This window comes from Bacillus sp. NPDC077411, assembly GCF_044543425.1.
Classification (GTDB): Bacteria; Bacillota; Bacilli; order Bacillales; family Bacillaceae_G; genus Bacillus_A; species Bacillus_A bruguierae.
The window spans coordinates 142,368-163,307 of sequence record NZ_JBITWA010000007.1; the positions used below are offsets into that span (position 1 = coordinate 142,368).

The 20,940-nt window shown below is 36.2% G+C and carries 17 protein-coding genes; 6 read left to right on the top strand and 11 right to left on the bottom strand.

What is annotated here, in order from left to right; translation table 11 throughout:
- The first annotated feature begins 164 nt into the window (after positions 1 to 164).
- Positions 165 to 1,691, top strand: coding sequence for an FAD-dependent oxidoreductase (locus ACIGHG_RS11785; protein WP_396548553.1), 1,527 nt, complete (start codon positions 165 to 167; stop codon positions 1,689 to 1,691).
- Positions 1,692 to 1,959: 268 nt separating this feature from the next.
- On the opposite strand, the gene ACIGHG_RS11790 is transcribed toward ACIGHG_RS11785, so the two are convergent.
- Complete coding sequence (locus ACIGHG_RS11790; protein ID WP_090917727.1) at positions 1,960 to 2,733, bottom strand: nucleotidyltransferase domain-containing protein; 774 nt, start codon at positions 2,731 to 2,733, stop codon at positions 1,960 to 1,962.
- Positions 2,734 to 2,876: 143 nt separating this feature from the next.
- Here ACIGHG_RS11790 and ACIGHG_RS11795 point away from each other — a divergent pair, with 143 nt between their 5' ends.
- Positions 2,877 to 4,085, top strand: coding sequence for an NAD(P)/FAD-dependent oxidoreductase (locus ACIGHG_RS11795; RefSeq protein ID WP_336472902.1), 1,209 nt, complete (start codon positions 2,877 to 2,879; stop codon positions 4,083 to 4,085).
- 44 nt (positions 4,086 to 4,129) lie between these two features.
- Here ACIGHG_RS11795 and ACIGHG_RS11800 read toward each other — a convergent pair whose 3' ends face one another.
- From ACIGHG_RS11800 to mtnK, 6 genes are all read right to left on the bottom strand, one after another.
- Entirely contained in the window at positions 4,130 to 5,242 is a 1,113-nt protein-coding gene (locus tag ACIGHG_RS11800; protein ID WP_336472903.1) for a PRK06851 family protein, read from the bottom strand.
- A gap of 394 nt (positions 5,243 to 5,636) precedes the next feature.
- Entirely contained in the window at positions 5,637 to 6,872 is a 1,236-nt protein-coding gene (locus ACIGHG_RS11805) for an ATP-binding protein (RefSeq protein WP_336472904.1), read from the bottom strand.
- 1,580 nt (positions 6,873 to 8,452) lie between these two features.
- Positions 8,453 to 8,683 carry an excisionase family DNA-binding protein gene (locus ACIGHG_RS11810; protein WP_139207770.1) on the bottom strand — a complete coding sequence of 77 codons (231 nt, stop codon included), beginning with the start codon at positions 8,681 to 8,683 and terminating at the stop codon, positions 8,453 to 8,455.
- Positions 8,684 to 8,820: 137 nt separating this feature from the next.
- Complete coding sequence (locus ACIGHG_RS11815) at positions 8,821 to 9,462, bottom strand: L-fuculose-phosphate aldolase (protein WP_090919766.1); 642 nt, start codon at positions 9,460 to 9,462, stop codon at positions 8,821 to 8,823.
- A gap of 84 nt (positions 9,463 to 9,546) precedes the next feature.
- Positions 9,547 to 10,590, bottom strand: coding sequence for an S-methyl-5-thioribose-1-phosphate isomerase (mtnA, locus tag ACIGHG_RS11820; RefSeq protein WP_336472905.1), 1,044 nt, complete (start codon positions 10,588 to 10,590; stop codon positions 9,547 to 9,549).
- Positions 10,591 to 10,602: 12 nt separating this feature from the next.
- Entirely contained in the window at positions 10,603 to 11,835 is a 1,233-nt protein-coding gene (gene mtnK, locus ACIGHG_RS11825) for an S-methyl-5-thioribose kinase (protein WP_396548557.1), read from the bottom strand.
- Between the two features lie 463 nt (positions 11,836 to 12,298).
- On the opposite strand from mtnK, the gene ahpC reads away from it, so the two are divergent.
- On the top strand, positions 12,299 to 12,862 hold the full coding sequence (gene ahpC, locus ACIGHG_RS11830; protein WP_336472907.1) for an alkyl hydroperoxide reductase subunit C: 564 nt from the start codon (positions 12,299 to 12,301) through the stop codon (positions 12,860 to 12,862).
- Positions 12,863 to 12,876: 14 nt separating this feature from the next.
- Positions 12,877 to 14,403, top strand: a complete 1,527-nt coding sequence (gene ahpF / locus ACIGHG_RS11835; RefSeq protein ID WP_396548559.1) for an alkyl hydroperoxide reductase subunit F — start codon at positions 12,877 to 12,879, stop codon at positions 14,401 to 14,403.
- A 149-nt stretch (positions 14,404 to 14,552) separates the two neighbouring features.
- On the opposite strand, the gene ACIGHG_RS11840 is transcribed toward ahpF, so the two are convergent.
- The 4 genes from ACIGHG_RS11840 to ACIGHG_RS11855 form a co-directional block, all read right to left on the bottom strand.
- Entirely contained in the window at positions 14,553 to 16,034 is a 1,482-nt protein-coding gene (locus ACIGHG_RS11840; protein WP_396548622.1) for a WD40/YVTN/BNR-like repeat-containing protein, read from the bottom strand.
- Positions 16,035 to 16,337: 303 nt separating this feature from the next.
- On the bottom strand, positions 16,338 to 17,852 hold the full coding sequence (gene scpC / locus ACIGHG_RS11845; RefSeq protein ID WP_396548561.1) for a succinyl-CoA:acetate CoA-transferase ScpC: 1,515 nt from the start codon (positions 17,850 to 17,852) through the stop codon (positions 16,338 to 16,340).
- A 126-nt stretch (positions 17,853 to 17,978) separates the two neighbouring features.
- Positions 17,979 to 18,623, bottom strand: coding sequence for a LytTR family DNA-binding domain-containing protein (locus tag ACIGHG_RS11850; protein WP_336472911.1), 645 nt, complete (start codon positions 18,621 to 18,623; stop codon positions 17,979 to 17,981).
- Between the two features lie 156 nt (positions 18,624 to 18,779).
- Positions 18,780 to 19,742 (bottom strand): helix-turn-helix transcriptional regulator, encoded by a 963-nt coding sequence (locus tag ACIGHG_RS11855; protein ID WP_336472912.1) that lies wholly within the window; start codon positions 19,740 to 19,742, stop codon positions 18,780 to 18,782.
- A gap of 109 nt (positions 19,743 to 19,851) precedes the next feature.
- Here ACIGHG_RS11855 and ACIGHG_RS11860 point away from each other — a divergent pair, with 109 nt between their 5' ends.
- Positions 19,852 to 20,331, top strand: coding sequence for a GyrI-like domain-containing protein (locus ACIGHG_RS11860; protein ID WP_396548564.1), 480 nt, complete (start codon positions 19,852 to 19,854; stop codon positions 20,329 to 20,331).
- Complete coding sequence (locus ACIGHG_RS11865) at positions 20,318 to 20,818, top strand: phage tail protein (RefSeq protein WP_396548624.1); 501 nt, start codon at positions 20,318 to 20,320, stop codon at positions 20,816 to 20,818. Before ACIGHG_RS11860 ends, ACIGHG_RS11865 begins: the two co-directional genes overlap by 14 nt.
- Positions 20,819 to 20,940: the final 122 nt, after the last annotated feature.

The window sequence follows — 20,940 nt, forward strand, 5'->3', positions numbered from 1 at the left end:
TTCCGCGTTCTGCTAATGAAATGAAAAGCCAAAACCATATATGGAAAGCTGACTAATAAATTATTTTAAAATAATTTATTAGCAATTCGATTCAAATACATAAAATCCCTAACAATTGGAAAAAATAGTTAGCAAGAACTCATTAAAATAAGAGGTGTATTCACTTGGAACATAATCAGCTCCCAAAATTTCCAGAACCATATTGGCGTGATTCTATTCATTTGCCTACCTTCCCAAAGCTAACAGAGGACATTAGAACTGAAGTTGCCATTGTTGGAGCAGGTATCACTGGTATCACAACCGCTTATTTACTCGCTAAAGAAGGTGTCAAAGTTGCTTTAATCGATGCAGGAAATATTTTAAACGGAACAACTGGACATACAACGGCAAAGATTACAACGCAGCACGATCTTATTTACAATGAACTCATTAATCACTTTGGAGAAGAAAAAGCAAAATTATATTACGAGGCAAACAATGAAGGACTGCAATTTATAAAAGAGACCGTACAAGAGCACAATATTCAATGTGATTTCACAGAAGAAGATGCTTATCTATATACAAACTCAATCGACAACTTACACAAGTTAACAGAAGAATTAGAAGCATACAAACAGCTTAATATCCCTGGTGAATATGTAGAAAGTATCCCACTTCCCATTCCCGTAAAAGCTGCGCTTGTTATAAAGAATCAAGCGCAATTCCACCCGCTTCGCTACCTCACAGCACTTGTCGAAGAATTTATTAAAGCTGGCGGCGTTCTATATGAAAATACAACTGCAATTGATGTAGAAAAAGGATTTTATCAACAAGTGATTACAAAGGACGGACATCGAATCACTTGTGGTTACATTATTTCTTGTTCACACTTTCCCTTTTATGATGCAAACAGCTTCTTCTTCGCAAGGATGTACGCAGAACGCTCTTATGTCCTTGGCGTGAAAACAAAGCAAGAGTATCCAGGAGGAATGTATTTAAGCATCGATAACCCAAAACGATCCCTCCGCTACACCACAATGGATGGCGAAAAACTCGTGTTAATTGGCGGTGAAAGTCATAAAACAGGACAAGGCATTAACATGATGAATCATTACGAAGCACTGCAAGCATTTGGCGAAGAAACTTTTGGCATAGAGGAAATCCCATACAGATGGGCAACACAAGATTTAATTACACTTGATAAAGTTCCTTATATCGGACACATCAATGAAAATAACCCTAACATTTTCGTTGCAACAGGCTACCGCAAATGGGGCATGACAAATGGAACCGCAGCAGCTTTATTGCTAAAAGCATCTGTTATGAAAATCGATAGCCCATACAAAGAACTCTATGCACCATCACGATTCCATACGAATCCAGATATAAAAACGTTTGTTACGCAAAACCTCGACGTAGCAAAGCATTTAATTGAAGGAAAACTAGAGTTTGCTCTTCGTAAACCAGAAGATCTCGAAAACGGAGAAGGTGCTGTTGTAAGAGTAAATGGGAAGCGTGCCGGTGCGTATAAAGATGATAATGGGAAACTGCATATTGTCGATACAACTTGTACACATTTAGGCTGCGAAGTGGAATGGAATAGCGGTGAATGCACATGGGATTGTCCTTGTCATGGTTCACGTTTTTCAATTGAAGGAGAGGTAATTGAAGGGCCGGCTGATGAAGCGTTAAAAAGAATTGAAGATATGTGATGCTGTAAGCTTACAACTATTCTCTTATATAAAAGTAAAAAAGCATAAAAACCTCTTTTTTAGAGGAGGACGAGAGCATCTGGCCGTGCATTGCAGCGGTCAGGGCCTTTTTCTGCCTCATGCGAGGTTTCAAACAAAGGGAGCATGCAAGTAGCGACCATGATGTATGCTGCATAGTAACGACTTTTATGTCTGAAAAATGAAAATGGATTTATATAGTTAAATATGAAATTTCATCTCTAATATAAGGAGGAGCACCAATATTTTATCAGTGCTCTTTCCAACTTTGATGTAACATATCTCGAAATAATACATTTAACTGCTCAATATCTATAACCGATTTCTTTTCTAAACTCTTCACGTACTCTTCATAATATGTAATCTGCTCTTCTAAAAATTTATTCAATAACGTAATTCTTGGTCCTACATCCAGCTCGATACCCGCTTTTTTCTTCTCAAGCAGTTTCTCAATTTCTTCTAAAAGTGCTGAATCCAATGCTAATCCATTCATTAATCTTTCAAACTCAACAGGTGGCAATATTTTTTTCTCTTCTAACCATTTGCACGCCAGTATCGGACGTAATACATAAAAATATTTTTTTATCTTTACTTCTTCACTTTGCAAAAATGTGCGATAGTTTTTAGATGCCATATGTAAATAATGATATATCGTTGCTTTTGGATCAAAATGACTACTCATTTCCTGCAAGCGTTCAGGAAGATTTGATGCCTTATTGTATACAATGGGGGAACTTATCCACTCTAACAAAGCTGGATTCGATTTAGAAAATAGCTGCAGTGCTTTGCGGAGTTCCCAGCCACTTATATCAAGATCATCGTTAATTGGATACTCAATAACATCTCGCTTCGGCTCAATTGATAAATACCATTCCAATCGGTGTACGTATACAAAACGCACATCATAATCACTATCTTTTGATGGAAATCCCCATGCCCGGCTCCCTGATTCAACTGCAAACAAGACTTTCACATCATTCTCTTTCTCAATTCTTTCTAATTCTAATTGGATTTTTTCTCTCATACTATATCACTCTCATTTTCTGATCATTTCCTCGGAAATTCGACAAATATAATAACATTCCTTCTTTTTATTCGAAAACGTATACAACTCCATTAAATCGGTAACTTTAGAAGTATGATTTTCATTTAGGCAGGTGCATAGGAATGGATTTACACACAGGTAAAATGTTTTGGACGACAACTCTCCCAAGTCCACCCACGTATTCATCTTTGCAAGAAGATATAACATGTGATGTGTTAATTATAGGTGCAGGAAGTTCTGGGGCACAATTTTCACATTTCTTAAGTGAAACAGACTTACGTGTCGTTGTTGTTGATAAAAGAAAAGTAGGACATGGAAGCAATTTACCAAACACGGGACTTATTCAATATTTAGGTGATAAAATGTTTTTTGAACTTGTGAATACGTTTGGCGAAGAACATGCCGTTCGTCATTTTAAATTATGCGAACAAGCTATTTGTGACATTGAAGCTGCTTCTCAAAATTTACCCATTTCATCTGATTTTATTCGCCGTGATAGCTTGTACTATGCCAGCTGTGAAGATGATATTGAGAAACTAGAAAAAGAACTTTATTACTTACAAAAGCATGGATTCAAAGCAGTTTGGCTAACAGAAAAACAAATTGGTCAAAAGTATCCCTTTCAAAAACGCGCCGCTCTTTATACATACAACGACGGTGAAATTAACCCATATAAATTTACGCACGGCCTATTAAAGCAAGCCTCAAATAAAGGAGTAAAAATATATGAAGATACCGAAATAACAGGGCAGAAATTAGAAAAAGAGAAAGCTACTTTTTTCACAAAAAATGGTCATTCTATTACTACCAAAAAAGTGATAATTGCTGCTGGCTATGAAGGATTAGAGTTCAAAAAAGACAAAAATGCAACACTTAGCAGTTCTTATGCCATTGTCACAACCCCTGTATCTGATTTTTCTTCCTGGTACAAACGGACACTTATTTGGGAAACTGCTCGCCCATATATTTATATAAGAACTACTGCTGACAACCGCGTTATTATCGGCGGGCTTGATGAAGATACGGATATCGCAGAAGAACGAGATGCGAAACTAATTCATAAACGGGATAAACTATTAAAAGAATTTCAAAAGTTGTTTCCCAATATCGATGTGAAACCTGAATTTTATTTCGGTGCCCTTTATGGCGGCACGCATGATGGACTACCGATGATTGGTATATATGAAGAAATGCCTAACTGCTATTTTATCTATCCTTATGGTGATAATGGCTTAGTATACAGCATGGTGTTCTCTAGAATTATTCGTGATGTTATTATAAATGGATCAAGTCCAAATCTTGATTTATACAGACAAACACGTCCGATTTGAAAGAGGAGCTGACATTAATCCTTTTTCGAGTCAGCTCCTTTTCTTCACTGTTGCTGCTGGGCAACAAATTCTGCAATCCGCTCAAACTCAGATTGAATCTCATCTTTGTACGCATCCACTTTTTCAAAATCCATCGCCGCAATATAAATTTTCTCTAGTTTATCACGCACAGATTTTGCCTTTGCTAAATAGGACATCGCTTCATTCATTTTCTCTCTATAGCGTCTTGATACATCTTGAATTTCTACTGCATATTTTTCATCTGTTCCCGGTTCAATAATAAGTTCATACATATCAATGATTTCATCACTCTCACGAGTTGGAAAATATTCATGCGGCGCTGTACTATCAAAAATGGCAAAGCCAAGTTCTCTTACAATGACCATATCAAGACTATTTGGATCAAAGCCGCAATGATAGATCTCAACATCGAATCCTTTCTCTTCAGCTGCCGCTGCTAATTTCTTTAACATCGTCGATTTTCCAGAACCAGGTCGCCCTTTTATAAAATAACGCTTCGGTACATCTTCCGTTAAATTAGGAACAAAATCAACTGCTCCTTTTGGCGTTGCCGCTCCTAAAAAACGATGCTTCACATTCGCTTTTTTCATACACGTTTTATCAGTGAAAAACTGCTGTATAAGCTGCTTTGTTAATTCATTTGCTTTTTCAAAATCAATGTGGTCAATATAAAACTTCTCCCATTCATCATGAATCTCTAGCGCCGTCTTAAAACACGCATAAGCTGACTGAAACGAATTAGCCGCTTCTGATGTATAATGTACAATCTCACTTTTATGCGTCCTAAGCTCAGCAGAATCCCAAGCTATACCTAAGTTTACATACTCTTCTACAACACCTGGTACTTTCGGCTCAATCACATGCGGTGCCGTTCCATCAACAATCCCTACTTTTAACGCCGGAATAATCACACCATCAATTGAATGATTGTCAGATGAACAATGTAAAAACTCAATATCGTATCCTTTCTTTACCCAATCACGACCAATCGCCTTCATAAGTGAAGATTTTCCTGTTCCAGGACCACCTTTTAGAATAAATAATCGGTCTAACCCCGTTACGTTCTCTTCATATAAACTGTAAAATCCCCTTGCTGTATTACCGCCAGCATAATAATTTTTTATGTTTCCTTCCACTGCCTTTCACTCCCTTGTAAGCAGTTTCACTACATAAGCTACAATATGCAAGCAGGAAAAAATAGGTGAATACCTATAAAGTATATAAATACAAATTAAAAAACGACATAAACCCCTTTTCCTGCCACGTGCAAGGGTTAAACGTATAGAACGAGTGCGGGGCATGTTGTATTCTGCAAAGCAGCGAATGTTGAAAATTTAAAATGGCTTTGTATAATGTGAAACTTCCACCAGTAAGTTTTTCCTCCACCTCTCTCCCAATCTTGAGATAGTGGTCTTATTGCACAAAAATAGCCGGATAAAATAAACAGCTTTGTGTTTCAAATATTTTCATTCAGAATTACGAAAAAACTCTTCTTTTTAGAATATGAAAGAAGAGTTTTTTCACGTATATTTAATTCACTTCTCCTACTGGCAACTTGATATTTACCTTTGTCCCGATACCAAGTCTGCTTTGAAATTCCATTTCACCTTGATGTTCTTCAAGAATTTTATATGTAACCATTAAACCTAAACCTGTTCCATTTTCCTTTGTCGTATAAAAAGCTTCACCTATTTTATCTATTTTCTCTTGCTCCATCCCGCACCCTTCATCAATTACACTCACTACAACCTCATCACCATGAACTCTATTCGCTTCCACAATAATATTACCGCCGCCGGGCATAGATTCTATCGCATTTTTAATAATATTAAGAAATACTTGTTTCATCTGTTTTTCATCACATTTTATAGAAGGTAATTCTTTAACAAACATTGTTGAAATTGTAATACCATATTGAGCGGCTGTCTGTTCTACAATCGAAATCACATAATATAAAATATCTTTTATATTATGTAATGTATAGTGTCTCTTTTTCGGTTTTCCAAGAACCATTAATTCACTAACAATCGCATTCATACGTTCAATTTCCTGCACCATGATGTTATAGTATTCTACATCTTCAGGGTGCTTTTCTCTCTGCATCTGCGTAAAGCCTTTTAATGATGTTAATGGATTGCGTATTTCATGTGCGATCGTAGTCGCCATTTTTCCGATGACTGCCAATTTTTCAGCTTGTTGTGCTTCTTCAAACATGTTTTCAATTGTACATACGTACGATTGAAAACGTGTTAACAGAATAAACGCGATAGTTGCAAAACTTACACATAGCACAATAGGTCCAATTACAATTGGTGCATGTAACATGATTCCTAAAACGGCATACTTTCCAACAATCCCAAGTGACACGATCCGAAAATAGCGTTTATTTACAAAAATAGGAGAAAATAAAAATAAAAACGGTTCTACTGCATTACCACTGTCAAATGGTTTTGTAGTGCCATAATAAATCATTATATTATCAATAAAATCAATAAAAATATATCCTATAAAAATAATATATTTTACAATATATATATTTTTCTTTTTTATAAAATAGATAGCAATTAACAACAATAAAAACATAAAAGGATACATCCAGAATCCTAAACCACCTTCTGGAAAGCCTATATCGCTATCTCCCATTTCCACTTTTGGATAAAAATAATAATACAGAATATCACTCAAGAAGAAAATTACATAAAATAAACTTAAAAAAAGCTTTAACGCTTTAACTTCCTCTTGTATAAGTATATGAGCTTTGTCCATGTTAAAACTCCTTTATCGGCAACAACAATTTTATAAACAGCCATTAAGCCTCTACCAAAATCACTTGCTTTTTCCCTTCTTCTTGAAACAGCATCGTACTTGGATCCACATTAAACTCCTTTATAGGTTGAAATGTTTTCAAATAAAAACTTCCCACTATTTTATTATAACGATATATACATAACCTACAATACTCTATTTAAAAATAACAAATTATATATTGCGTAACAAATTGTTTACTCAAACAATCACTATGCTCGTCAACACTTTTTCTATTCTTGAATTCAAGATACAAACGCCACAATAGAGTAAGCCTTATAAACTGGAGTTACTCTGAATCTTTTGTTAAAGTTAAATTACCAAAATTACCTAGAGGGGATTTGTAATTTTTAAACATCTCATACGCCCTTCACTCCCCTTATCTATTTTCTTATCAAGTAGTATACATAATAGTACAAAAGCTTAGGTACAAGAGGAGGAAAAAATTAGTCATTTATATATAGCACGGCTTTGTATACGTATCAAGATTTCCCTGTATCACTTAATCTATGAACACATAGAAAAGGAAGAGAATTTGAAACACATTTTAATATGTAATATTGCATATTAAAATGTGTTGATAAAAATGTAAGCGCTTACTATAATAAGGGTATAAAGATGAACCACATCGTAATACAAAAAAAGAGGAGGAAATCATATGGCAATCGCAATGGCAGTTTTAAAATTTGTAGGTGGACTACTTCCATTCGTACAAGAGCTTTTAAAAGCATTTATGTAAGTTCATATTCAGCAATCATTTATAAGAATGATCTGTATACCAAAGATGAATTGATGTACAGACCAGAGGAGGAAATCATATGGCAATTGCAATGGCAGTTTTAAAATTTGTAGGTGGATTACTTCCATTCGTACAAGAGCTTTTAAAAGCATTTATGTAAGTTCATTATTCCGCAATTATTTATAAAAATTATCATACAAATGATCTGTATACCAAAGATGAATTGATGTGCAGATCATTTGTGTGAGCAAAGTCCCTTTAGATATTATAAAGGGGCTTTTTTAAGTTTCTATATACTTGGACTGCTGATAAGCGTGATTATGGTAATTTCACATCTGTAGAATATACAATATAAAAAGAAAAGTAAAAAAAGAGTCCTATTAATTTTTTCTCAACATGAATACCCTAATTATTTACAGTTTAAATATTCAAAATTAAAAGATAATATTTTATAATAAGCGTGTGATGGTTTCTGTCCCATTTGTCTCTCCCTATGTCATAGATAAGACTGAATCCCTAGTCTTATCTTTTTTTATTTACATATCTGATTCCCCCCTATTTGCTTCACAGAAATTTATTGTGTAATCTCTGTCTAACAAAGAGCCCATTTAGTAAATATCTAACAGGCTCACGACAACAATTCTTTCTTTTTCAGACCATGCATTAAAAGTATAGAGTTTTAGGATAAGGCCTTAATCTTTCAGAATGTAGATTTAAAATATTTAAAAAGAATCTTTGCTTGAACGTGAGGGTTTTCCAAAATGCTGGCGAGATCCCATATATAAGGACTAGGAAATGCTTCCTAGTCCTCATCTTTCACATCTATATCTTCTGGAATTGGTTCATTTAATATTTCTTCTACTAGCTTTTTATATTTCTCCATTTGTTCTAAGTGTGTATTAAATTGCTCTTTATTCAATAAATACTGCTCCCCGTCATGAACAGCACGTATGCGTTTTTGTTGAATTAAGCTTTCGATATACGATTCTGGCATACTTAAAAATTCAGCTGCTTCTTTTACCGTTAAATACAATGTATTCAGTCCTTTCTTAATAATAAAAGGAGTAAATGAAATGACTCCTTTTATTAATCGATTCAACTTCCGTCCATATCAACTTTACCACATACATTGTATATTGAGGAGCTGGTCATATGAAAGTTCCTCTTTGTTCATTTTTGACCGTAAGTCTCAAATTTTTTCGCTAATACATTCAACTCTTCTTCCGGCAATAGTTTTGGTTCTCCAATGCATTTCGTTTGATAGTAAATTTGTGCACAAAACTCGATCTCTTCGGCAACTGTAAACGCCATTTTAATATTATGTCCACCTGCAATTAACCCATGATTCGCAAGTAAAACAGCGCGGCGATCTATCATTCCTTCATAAGCTGCTTCTGCCAATTCTCTCGTTCCAAACGTTGCATACGGAGCACAGCGTACATTCGGTCCCGCAAAGGCTACTAAATAAGAAACGGCAGGAAGTTCCCAACCTAATGATGCAATTGTTTTTGCATAAGGAGAATGTGTATGCACAAGAGCATTTAAATCGCCTCTTTTCTGATAATAAATGAGGTGCATATCCAGTTCACTAGATGGTTTTCTTGTTCCATCAATAATATCACCATCTAAATTTAGTACGATCACATCTTCAGGTGTTGTTTCAAAATAATCTAATCCGCTTGGACTCATTGCTACAAGGCCTTGTTCACGGTTAAAAATACTAATGTTACCGCCTGTCCCCTTTGTTAAACCACTTGTAATTAATTTCTTTCCATACTCTACAATTTCTTCTCTCTCTTTTTGTAGTAACATATACTATACATCCCCCTCAGCGAAACGCTTCTTACTGCTAATTCACTATAATGACCGCTTTTCCATCATTTTTATCTTTCCTAATTACTGAAATAACTTTTCCAAGTTTGCCGCAAACGGTGGGCGTACAATCCCCTTTTCTGTAATAATTGCTGTAATATTCTCCTGTGGTGTAACATCGAATGCTGGGTTATACACCTTGCTATTTTGCGGTGCTGAATATTGCCCAAAACGATTAATAACTTCAGACGCATCACGTTCTTCAATTGGAATCTCTTTTCCCGTTGGCGTTTTTAAATCAATTGTTGGCGTCGGTGCTGCTACATAAAATGGAATGTTATAGTACCTTGCTAAAATAGACACACCTAACGTTCCAATTTTATTAGCTACATCACCGTTTGCTGCCACGCGGTCACAGCCGACAATGACTGCATCAATTTTCCCTTGTGACATGACCATCGCTGCCATGTTATCTGTGATAACTGTTACATCAATACCCGCTCGCTGCAATTCTAATGCCGTTAACGTAGATCCTTGTAATCTCGGGCGCGTCTCATCCGAATAAATTTTTAAATTCCAGCCTTTTTCTTTTGCCAAATACATTGGTGCTGTTGCTGTTCCATATTTTGTTGTCGCCAAAGCACCTGCATTACAATGCGTCAACACACCCATGCCATCTTGAAATAACGTAAGTGCATGCTCACCAATTTGACGATTAATCTCCTCATCTTCTCTATGAATCATTTTTGCTTCTTCTAACAATCTCTGTTTTAAATCACTAATAGACAAATGAGCATTTTCCTTTGTAGTATTCTCCATTCTCTCAAGCGCCCAAAATAAATTCACAGCTGTCGGTCTTGAAGTCGCCAAATACGCACATACTTTTTGCACTTTATTTATAAACAATTCCATCAAATCTTCTTGCACGTCTTTTACCCCTAAATACACGCCATAAGCTGCTGAGACTCCAATTGCTGGTGCACCGCGCACCTTCATTACTTGAATCGCATCCCATACACTTTCTGCCGTCTTAAAAGACTCATAGACAACTTCATTTGGTAATAAAGTCTGATCTAATAAAACTAAAGCGTTCTCGTTCCATTGAATCGGTATTAATTGTTCAGACATGAGCTTCTCTCCTTATTTCGTACTAAGTAACAGCGCTTCTGTTTTTAACGTTTGTAAAAAATCATTTCCTGTTTTATGCGCATTTGCTTGTAAAATAAACGACTTTGCCGCTTGCAAACAAATACGTTCTGCTCTAGCGCGAGCTTCTTCATCTGTAATAGATATAATATCTTTCACCTTTGCTAATCCGACAATACGGCGAATTAATTCAAGACCAGTAACAGACGCTGTATCTTTTAATACAGACTGTAAATACCAACGATTAAATCCTGATTCTTTCGCCATAATATCTGTAACATGAACATCCCATGTTTCTAAGAACTTCACGGAAAATAGATCAATTACATCTCTAATTGCATTCTCCAACCAGTTCATATACACATCTTTCTCTACTCCAGAAACCATTGTTGCATCTGCATTTATCCATGCAAATATTAAGTTTGCCACAACGTTCCCAATGTCATATCCCATCGGTCCATAAAACGCAAATTCTGGATCAATTACCTTTGTAGAATCTTTTCTTACAAACACAGATCCAGTATGTAAATCTCCATGTAACAATGCTTGTGCATTTGTCATAAACGAAAACTTTAACTTCGCTACTTCCATACGAAGTACATGATCGCCATATATATGCTCTCGAATCCAGCCTTCATTTAAAGAAAACAGCTCATTTCGTTTGTTATGATCTGTAAATGGCTCAGAATACACAAGGTCCTCTGTAATCTCACACAGCTCTGGATTGATATAATTTTTTACAAGCTCTTTCTTTTCTTTATGATTCATGACCACATCCGATGTTAATAGTAGTGTGTTCACCATAAAGGTTGTTAAATCATCTGCAAGTTGTGGAAAAATTTGATGATTTATAAGCGCAGTCCGAAGAATCGTATGATCTGACAAATCTTCCATCATACAGCAATTCATTACATCATCATACAAATACACATTCGGTACAAGTCTTGGTGCTAGCTTCCCCTCTAACTGCAACACATCTGACTCAATCCGAATACGATTTGTAGATAACTTAAACTCATCCGAAATACGCGCCGTATCTCCTGCTTGCTTTACAATAACAGAAGTGCCCTTCTCTTCATCCCAAACACGAAACACATAATTTAAATTACCATCTCCAATTTCCTTACACTGCAAACGCTGTGTATCCTCGAACATCGACAATTTTTCCATCACATACGGTATAACATCACTAGCTTCCATTAAAAAATACTTCATAAACTTAGACATGGTTTCTCCCTCCATCCTAATTGTAAGCGTTTTCTAAAAGCCGTAAAAATGATAGATTGATACTATTTCAACCTATGTATCACAATTTTTTTAAAACAAACATCTATACTATCCCATTTTACATATAAGTCGCTGCTATGTAGAATACAACAAAACCGCTACTTGCTTTCTCCTTTTGTTTGAAATTTCGCATGTGGCAGGAAAAGGCCCTGACCGCTTCTACGCACGGCCAGATGCCCTCGTCTCCCTAAAAAGAAAGAGGTTTTTTACGCCGTTTTTTAACTTATATATAGTTTTTATTATAGCTTGTTAGGAATATGCGTCAAACATTTCCCTTGACAAAATAAACAATTTTATATGATAATTAGTATCGAATTAGAATTATTATAGTTAATTTAAAAATTTACTTTATGAGCAAGATCATTTTTACTGCCCATAACTCACATTTAGGAGGAATTTTAATATGTTATTAATCGGAACAGAAGTAAAACCTTTTAAAGCTAATGCTTATCATAATGGAGAGTTTATCCAAGTTACTGACGAAAGTTTCAAAGGAAAATGGAGCGTAGTTTGCTTCTACCCAGCAGACTTCACATTTGTATGCCCAACTGAACTTGAAGATTTACAAAATCAATACGGAGCTTTAAAAGAATTAGGCGTTGAAGTATACTCTGTATCTACAGACACTCACTTTACACATAAAGCATGGCATGATAGCTCAGAAACTATCGGCAAAATCGAATACATTATGATTGGTGACCCTACTCGCACAATCACTAGCAACTTCGACGTATTAGTTGCAGAAGAAGGTCTTGCTGCTCGTGCTACATTCATCATCGACCCAGATGGCGTTATCCAATCTGTTGAAATTAATGCAGACGGTATCGGCCGCGATGCAAGCATCCTTGTTAACAAAATTAAAGCAGCACAATATGTTCGCAACAATCCAGGTGAAGTTTGCCCAGCTAAATGGCAAGAAGGTGCTGCAACACTTAAACCAAGCCTTGACCTTGTAGGAAAAATTTAAGGAGCGTAATCAAAATGATACTAGATGCAGATATAAAAGCACAATTAGCCCAGTATCTTCAACTGATGGAAAACGATGTACTACTTAAAGTTAGCGCAGGATCCGATGACGTATCGAAAGACATGCTAGCTCTAGTAGATGAATTAGCTACAATGTCATCCAAAATTAAGGTAGAGAAAACACAATTGGAGAGAACACCAAGCTTCAGTGTGAATCGTATCGGCGAAGACACTGGAGTAACGTTTGCTGGTATCCCTCTAGGACATGAGTTTACCTCATTAGTGTTAGCTTTACTACAAGTTAGTGGCAGAGCTCCAAAGGTTGAACAAAAAGTAATTGATCAAGTAAAAAATATTCAAGGCGAATATCATTTTGAATCTTACATCAGCCTAAGCTGTCATAACTGCCCAGATGTTGTGCAGGCACTGAACTTGATGAGTGTTCTTAATCCTGGTATTACACATACTATGATTGACGGCGCTGCATTCAAAGAAGAAGTAGAAAGCAAAGACATCATGGCAGTACCATCTGTTTACTTAAATGGGGAATTCTTAAGCAGTGGTCGTATGACACTTGAAGAAATTCTTGCTAAGATGGGGAATGGCCCTGATGCATCAGAGCTTTCTGATAAAGATCCATACGATGTTCTTGTTGTTGGCGGCGGCCCAGCTGGTGCAAGTGCAGCAATTTACGCAGCACGTAAAGGCATTCGCACAGGTATCGTTGCTGAGCGCTTCGGTGGTCAAGTAATGGATACTATGGGTATCGAGAACTTCATCAGCGTAAAACACACTGAAGGACCTAAGCTCGTAGCAAGTCTTGAAGAACACGTAAAAGAGTACAACATTGATGTAATGAATTTACAACGTGCTAAACGTTTAGAAAAGAAAGAACTTATTGAAGTGGAACTTGAAAACGGCGCTGTTCTAAAAAGTAAGAGCGTAATCATTTCAACAGGTGCTCGTTGGCGCAATGTTGGTGTACCAGGTGAAGCTGAGTTCAAAAACAAAGGTGTAGCATACTGCCCTCACTGTGATGGTCCATTGTTTACTGGAAAACACGTAGCAGTTATCGGCGGCGGTAACTCTGGTATTGAAGCAGCAATTGATTTAGCAGGTATCGTAAAACACGTAACTGTTCTTGAATTTATGCCAGAACTAAAAGCTGATGCTGTATTACAAAAACGTCTTTACAGCCTACCTAACGTAACTGTTCTAAAGAACGTTCAAACAAAAGAAATCACTGGTACTGACAAAGTAGATGGTATTTCTTACATCGATCGTGAAACTGAAGAAGTTCATCACATTGGATTGCAAGGTGTATTCGTTCAAATCGGTCTTGTACCAAACACAGATTGGTTAGGCGAAACAGTTGAACGTGTTCGTGGTGAAATCGTAACAGACAAACACGGCGCTACAAACGTCGATGGCGTATTTGCTGCAGGTGACTGTACAAATAGTCCATATAAGCAAATCATTATTTCTATGGGATCAGGTGCGAACGCGGCCTTAGGTGCATTCGATTACCTAATCCGTAATTAATAACCGAACATAAGTAGTACGTACCGTTCATAAACAACAAAAAAGAAAGTCGCTGTGCTACCCAATTGGTAGTGTAGTGGCTTTCTTTTTTAGAAAGGAATAACCCCATTACGAATAATAACTCGTAATGGGGTTATTGCAAATTCTCGTTATTTCTTTTTAACTTCCTCTACAAATTCCCATGTCTCTCCTTTATCCTTTGATTGATAAAGTGCACTACTATCGCCATTGTAGTCTCCATCTGCTCCTTGTCCAACTAACATATTGAAAACTCCATCTTTCTCATATGGCATACCTGGAGAATCAAAAGGACTTATTATAGACTGTGTATGATCTAATTTCACTTCGTGAGGCGGATAATCTACCTTTTTGAAAGATAAGCCCCCATCATCTGTACGATATAACTCTCCCTCATTACCAGAAGGTCTAACTGCTCCTAAAAATCCAAGTTTATCATTTATAAAAGTTATTCCTGATACACTACCAATCCCTCTATTAAATGGATCTGGATTGATAACCTCCCATGTTTTCCCTTCATCACTAGTCTTGCTTAGCGAATAAAAAGCACTCCCTAATGCTTTTTCTGTCATATTTAGTTTATAACCAACTTCTTTTGATAGGAAAAACTGTTCCTTTTCATTCGTTAAATCTTGTTTCTTCTCTTTAAACTTATCTTTATTTGGAGGAGTCTTTGATTTACTCCAACTTGCGTCACATATTAAGTTATATCTAGCAGGTACTAGCTCTTTCTCTTTTCCAGGAACAAATATAGATACAGTATATCCAATGATTTCAGAAGCTGCTTCTTTAAGATTATGCTCCTTACCATCCTCAGTAATATTAATAATTCCATCTGTATTGTATCCCCAATTCCTTTTCCCATAATAAATCAATCCATACTTACTTTCATTCCACTTACTAACCGTTTGCTTAACTGGAATAGCCTTAACCGTTTTAATTAGAGGTTCTACTAATTTATCATCATCATAATCAGGATTTGCATATCCATCTCGTATTATAGTAATATCTTCTGATTTCTTATTATTATAAGATATTAAATAAGTTTCCACTTTCCCGTCAGCATTTTTCCCATAAACAAATGTATCAAACGCTGTGATTGTTCCATCTGAATGAAATGTAAGATCAAAATCAGTTGCCATATATAATTTCTTTGGCAAAGGATATTTCTTATTTATATCTTCAAAAATACCTTCTACTCCAGATTCATATATATTATTATGTTTAAGTTCAACTGACCTTTCATGTTTTAATCTTTCTATAAACCATGCAAGTTTGCCATCAAGATTTATTGCACTTTTATAAATCTTTACTCCATAAAATGATGTAATTACAACAATGATAATAATAGAAATGTATTTCCATGCAGTTGAATTAGTTAATTTTTTAGATTCATATTCTCTATCTTTTATCACTCTCATTGTAGTAAATGTAATTATAGATATAAAAAACACTATACATAATAATAAAATATAAATATTATAATTCATTCTTCCATACTTACAGTATAAAGCTAACTCATAACAAAAAATCCCGTATCCAATTATTAATACTGGATTTGTTAATAACGACATAAGTATCCTTTTTACATTTTGCCTAAATATAAAAATCACTCCCAATTAAATGTATTAACGACATTAAGTATACCTTATTTTACCAAACGTTTGTATAACCCTTGACTCAACATATGGTTTAAGGAATCGACATTAATATAGTAGTGAAAAGTAATTGAACTGCCCCCACCTACCATTTCGCTTGAGATGGAGGTCTTCTCGCCACATATGATAAAAAAGGACAAGCTCATTTAAGTAAGCTTGTCCTTTTTTATAAATAGAGGAGATATTGTTTATTCAAACCTTAACTTCAATTCTTTAATATTAAATGCAATCCCCTGTTTGTGGTTTATTATTACTTGCTTATACAGTTTCTAGTACCTTTTCAAGCATTGTGCCATTTTTAGCATAATTCGTATGCCAAGAAAAAGCTTTTTCTAACACATGAGGAGTTTGTCCACCCCTTGTTTGTGCTTCTTCGTAATAAGCTCGTAACTGGTCACGATACATTGGATGTGCGCAATTTTCAATAATCAGTTCCACTCTTTCCCTTGGCGCCAGTCCTCTTAAATCAGCATATCCCTGTTCAGTGACGATAACATCGACATCGTGTTCCGTATGGTCTACATGAGAGACGAAAGGTACGATACTTGAAATGTTACCACCTTTCGCAATGGATTTCGTAACAAAGATAGCTAAGCGTGCATTTCTTGCAAAATCACCAGAACCACCAATACCGTTCATCATTTTTGTACCTAACACGTGAGTAGAGTTGACATTTCCGTATATATCTAACTCTAAAGCAGTATTAATCGAGATTAATCCGAGGCGGCGAATGATTTCAGGATGATTGGAAATCTCTTGCGGACGCATCATTAATTTGTCGCGATACTTTTCAAAGTCGGAAAATACTTGTTGCATTTTCTCTTCAGAAAGCGTGATGGAGCAGCAGGAAGCAAAATGTACTTTCCCAGCATCCATAAGATCAAACACCGCATCCTGTAATACTTCGGAATACACTTCTAAATCTTCAAACTCCGAATCTAACATTCCATGCAGCACTGCATTGGCCACTGAACCAATTCCCGATTGTAATGGCGCTAAACTATTTGTTAATCGCCCTACTTTTACTTCATTTCGAAGGAACTCTATTAAATGCTGTGCCATGATGACAGTTTCTTCATCTGGAGGAACAATCGTCGATGGCGAATCAAGTTGGTTCGTAAACACAATACCCTTCACTTTTTCAACATCAACCGGAATACCGATCGTTCCAATTCGATCATCCGATTTCACGAGCGGAATCGGAGATCTTTCCCCTTGTTTCCCAGGTTCATATAAATCATGCAACCCCTCTAGTTGTGTCGATTGAGCCATATTCATTTCAATAATAATGGACTTAGCATTTAAGGCAAACGCTAAGGAATTTCCAATTGAAGTGGTTGGAATAATCATTCCGTCCTCAGTTATTGAAACCGCTTCCAAAATAGCAACATCTATATCCATAACGTCAGCACGGAGCAGCTCTGCTGTATGAGATAAGTGCTGATCCACAAATAAAAAGTCTCCATTATTAATTCCTTTTCGCATAGTCGCATCGGCTTGGAAAGGCAATCTTTTACCTAAAATTCCTGCTTCAGCAAATAATTTATCCACATCCGAACCTAAGGAAGCTCCAGTATAGACATTTACTTTAAAAGATTTATCATCTTTAACGCGGTTCACCAGCGCAAATGGAACTGCCTTCACATCACCTGCACGTGTAAATCCACTTAAACCTAACGTCATTCCACTTTGAATCCAGGAAGCTGCTTCTTCAGGTGTAACTACTCGGTCCTTTAGACGATGGTCCCTGATTCTCTCCAAATTATTCTCCATAAGTAATCCCTCTCTTAATGAATATTCATAATTATTTTACACTTTAACACTATGAAAATAGGGATTTTGGTATACGATACGAAAAATCCAGATAAAAGAGAGAATCTAGGTTCTAAAACAGAAAATCTAGAATCCTAGAAGCTTCCGAAAATAACTGGCATATGATTGACTAACTGGGACCCTCTCACCATTATCCATCGAAAGTAAAAAGGTAGAATGGGTATCCGGATAAATCGCTTTAATATGATTAACATTTACAATAAATGAACGGTGGCATCTAATAAATGAATCCCTTGGAAGTAAATATTCGAATTCTTGCAGCGAGTATTTATGTGTTCCTGATAACTCTTCTGAATTTACATACGTCTTTTTATCTTTAGCCTCTAAATAAATGACCTTCGAAAAAGGAATCGGAACCCAGCCGTCCGTTGTTTTTACGGTAACAACCGACTTTCCATCCGTTAAAGCTGGATAAATTGCCGTCACGCAGCCTTCAAGATTTCCATTATTAAAAAATGGTACGGCCATTCCATGATAAGGAATACCAAAAACATCCCGGTCAATAAACTCAGAAACCTTTTGCTTCGTCACCATTGCTTTATGGGCAATCGTCCCTTCCTTTATAGGATCCCCGACGCTAATTTTTAAGTCAATTCGTTTACTTGGCCGATAGTAGATATATTCTTTCGTATTCGAAACGGCAATTGAAATTTCATCTGAAAATAATTCACCAACAACATCTAGTAGTAATCCTAAGGTTATATCTTCCATACTATTAACACCTCATTCACTATTATACTACTATTATTAATACCAAACTGTACTGATCCTGATAAAAAAGTAATAAATTTCCTAATCAAAAAGAGGTTCAATTGTAGTGAAGCAAACAGTACCAAAAAGAAGGAGTGCACGATGAACATGCACTCCTTATGTGCAGAATAAGCATAATCTCTCTTGTAAACCCTCTAAGACTTCTTCTGGCACTTCCCTGACCTTGATATCCCCACCTAGGAAAAGTAGCCAATTTGTTATTTCAGTCAATTCTTTATGATTATTAACATTGATAAACGTCTTTAGAATGGCCGTGGCTTGGTAAGGATTCGTATAGGAAATCGAAACTTTTAAAGGATGGTATTTTTTGAACTGGGCAATCGCCTTTGGACCAAGTTCAAGGACAAGGTTAATTACTTCTTCCTGCTTACTTAGTTTTTCTAAAATCTTTTTCTTACTCAATCTTTTTTTCGTAGGGTATGCTTTGACATTGGTGAGATTGTCGACAGGGAAAATCTGTATCTTTTCATCCTTTAAGTCAAAACCTTCAATCAACCAAAGGCCTTTTTCACGATAAAGGTGCAAGAGATAAATTGGATAAGACTTTATTACCTTCTCTTCTTTGATGGTAATCAATAAATAGCTATCCAAAAGAAGGATTTGGATGAGTTTTTCTAACATAGGATGGGGTAGGTCCGACAGATCAAGTAGGTCAGGATTATTGGGGTTGGTCCCTTCAAATAGCAAGATTTGATTTAAAAGAACAAGGTCATCTTGCTGGTTTTCTGAGATGAGGCCTAGTAATTTTTCAGCTAAAGACTGACGACTCTTTAGATAAGGGAGTTGTTGATTTCTTGTGGCCATAAAGGCAATAAAAAGAGCTTTAATCTCATTATCAGTAAAGCGAACAGTGGGCAGGACAGAGTTATTCATGACAAAATAACCCCCATCCCTTCCAACTTCAGCAACAAGTGGCATCCCCATAGCTTCAATTTCTCTGATATCCCTAATAGCTGTCGAACGAGAGATGTTAAATTCTCGCATGATTTCAGAAACTGTAAAATGGGCGCGGTTGTTGATATACCGCATGATAATATTAATCCTTTCAACTTTTTTCATCGAGACCTCCTAAACAGTATCATTTTTTGACATGATTTAAGGCTATTATAAACTCATCAAGTGAAAAGACAAATCATTTGATTAATAAAAAAAGAGGTAGGTTTTGAATATGGAAAATTATACATTAGAGGAAAAAGACAGCTTTACCGTTTTAGGTATTGGAACTGAGCTTAAGAGCGATTACACAGACTATGCGGGCATAAACAAGGAAAAGGCAGACTTTTGGTGGGCCGTCAAACAAGATGGAAGACTTGACACTTTAAAATCCATAGCCACAAATGACTACATTTTTGCCGTGAACGAAGCGGTGAATAACAAAATGATGTATTATGCTGGCGTCATGACAGAGGCCTCGGTACCAGAAGAGTCCAGGGTTATCCAATTTCCTAAGGGGGAATACCTAGTTGTTAAAGGAGAAGGAAAGACGGCTGATGAATTGAGTAATAAGCTTACTGGCATTGCCTTTAGTCAAGTCTTGCCAGAAGCAAAGAATTTTGCCTATGTTGGTGGCCCAAATGCAACAGTTGAGATGGGGCTGCGAAACGGCTTATTATTTGGTGAAATATGGATTCCTGTTGTTAGGAAATAAGGAGATAAAAGGAGGAATGGAATTGTCCTATATCGTTGATTTTAAAAATGTGTCTACGGTTGGTTTAGAGTCTTCACCTGTAGCAGAAGCGCTTGCTGGTTTACGTGCTCATGAATCCCGTTACTTTATGAACAAATACAAGTATGAATTTACGGTTGTACCAGCTAGCGAAAGCAAGGAGACCCTTGATTATGTGAACCGAATTTTGAAAGAAGAACGTGATATTGAGTTTGCGGCCAAACCTTTAGAAACGTCGCGTTTTCAAGTGGAAAATATCAAATTTACCTACGTCATTTATGAGGATGGTCTTGTGCTCAACGTCATGTATACGGTTGATAACCCTAAGAAGCGAGCTGTTGGTTTTAAGCTTTCTGAGGGAATGGAGATACCAAAGGAGTTAGAAGAGAAGTTTAAGTTTGCTAGGCAGAAGTCTAAACTAGCTGGAACAATTCGGGGTTCGTTTTTTGTAATTAAAGGAGAATATTAAAGTAAGCAAAAAAATTAAATTCACCGCAAGAGCAAAAACAATCATTTATGCAACAAATGTTCATCTAAGCATTCAAATAACAAAACAGCACCTTTCCATCAAATTAGAGGGTGCTGTTACTT

Excerpts from the sequence above, each read along its gene's own strand:
- ACIGHG_RS11805 (WP_336472904.1), bottom strand. The coding sequence starts at position 6,872 with ATGGACAAAGCTCATATACTTATACAAGAGGAAGTTAAAGCGTTAAAG.
- ahpF (WP_396548559.1), top strand. The coding sequence starts at position 12,877 with ATGATACTAGATGCAGATATAAAAGCACAATTAGCCCAGTATCTTCAA.
- ACIGHG_RS11790 (WP_090917727.1), bottom strand. The coding sequence starts at position 2,733 with ATGAGAGAAAAAATCCAATTAGAATTAGAAAGAATTGAGAAAGAGAAT.
- mtnK (WP_396548557.1), bottom strand. The coding sequence starts at position 11,835 with ATGTCTAAGTTTATGAAGTATTTTTTAATGGAAGCTAGTGATGTTATA.
- ACIGHG_RS11795 (WP_336472902.1), top strand. The coding sequence starts at position 2,877 with ATGGATTTACACACAGGTAAAATGTTTTGGACGACAACTCTCCCAAGT.
- ahpC (WP_336472907.1), top strand. The coding sequence starts at position 12,299 with ATGTTATTAATCGGAACAGAAGTAAAACCTTTTAAAGCTAATGCTTAT.
- ACIGHG_RS11860 (WP_396548564.1), top strand. The coding sequence starts at position 19,852 with ATGGAAAATTATACATTAGAGGAAAAAGACAGCTTTACCGTTTTAGGT.
- scpC (WP_396548561.1), bottom strand. The coding sequence starts at position 17,852 with ATGGAGAATAATTTGGAGAGAATCAGGGACCATCGTCTAAAGGACCGA.
- ACIGHG_RS11850 (WP_336472911.1), bottom strand. The coding sequence starts at position 18,623 with ATGGAAGATATAACCTTAGGATTACTACTAGATGTTGTTGGTGAATTA.
- mtnA (WP_336472905.1), bottom strand. The coding sequence starts at position 10,590 with ATGTCTGAACAATTAATACCGATTCAATGGAACGAGAACGCTTTAGTT.
- ACIGHG_RS11855 (WP_336472912.1), bottom strand. The coding sequence starts at position 19,742 with ATGAAAAAAGTTGAAAGGATTAATATTATCATGCGGTATATCAACAAC.
- ACIGHG_RS11815 (WP_090919766.1), bottom strand. The coding sequence starts at position 9,462 with ATGTTACTACAAAAAGAGAGAGAAGAAATTGTAGAGTATGGAAAGAAA.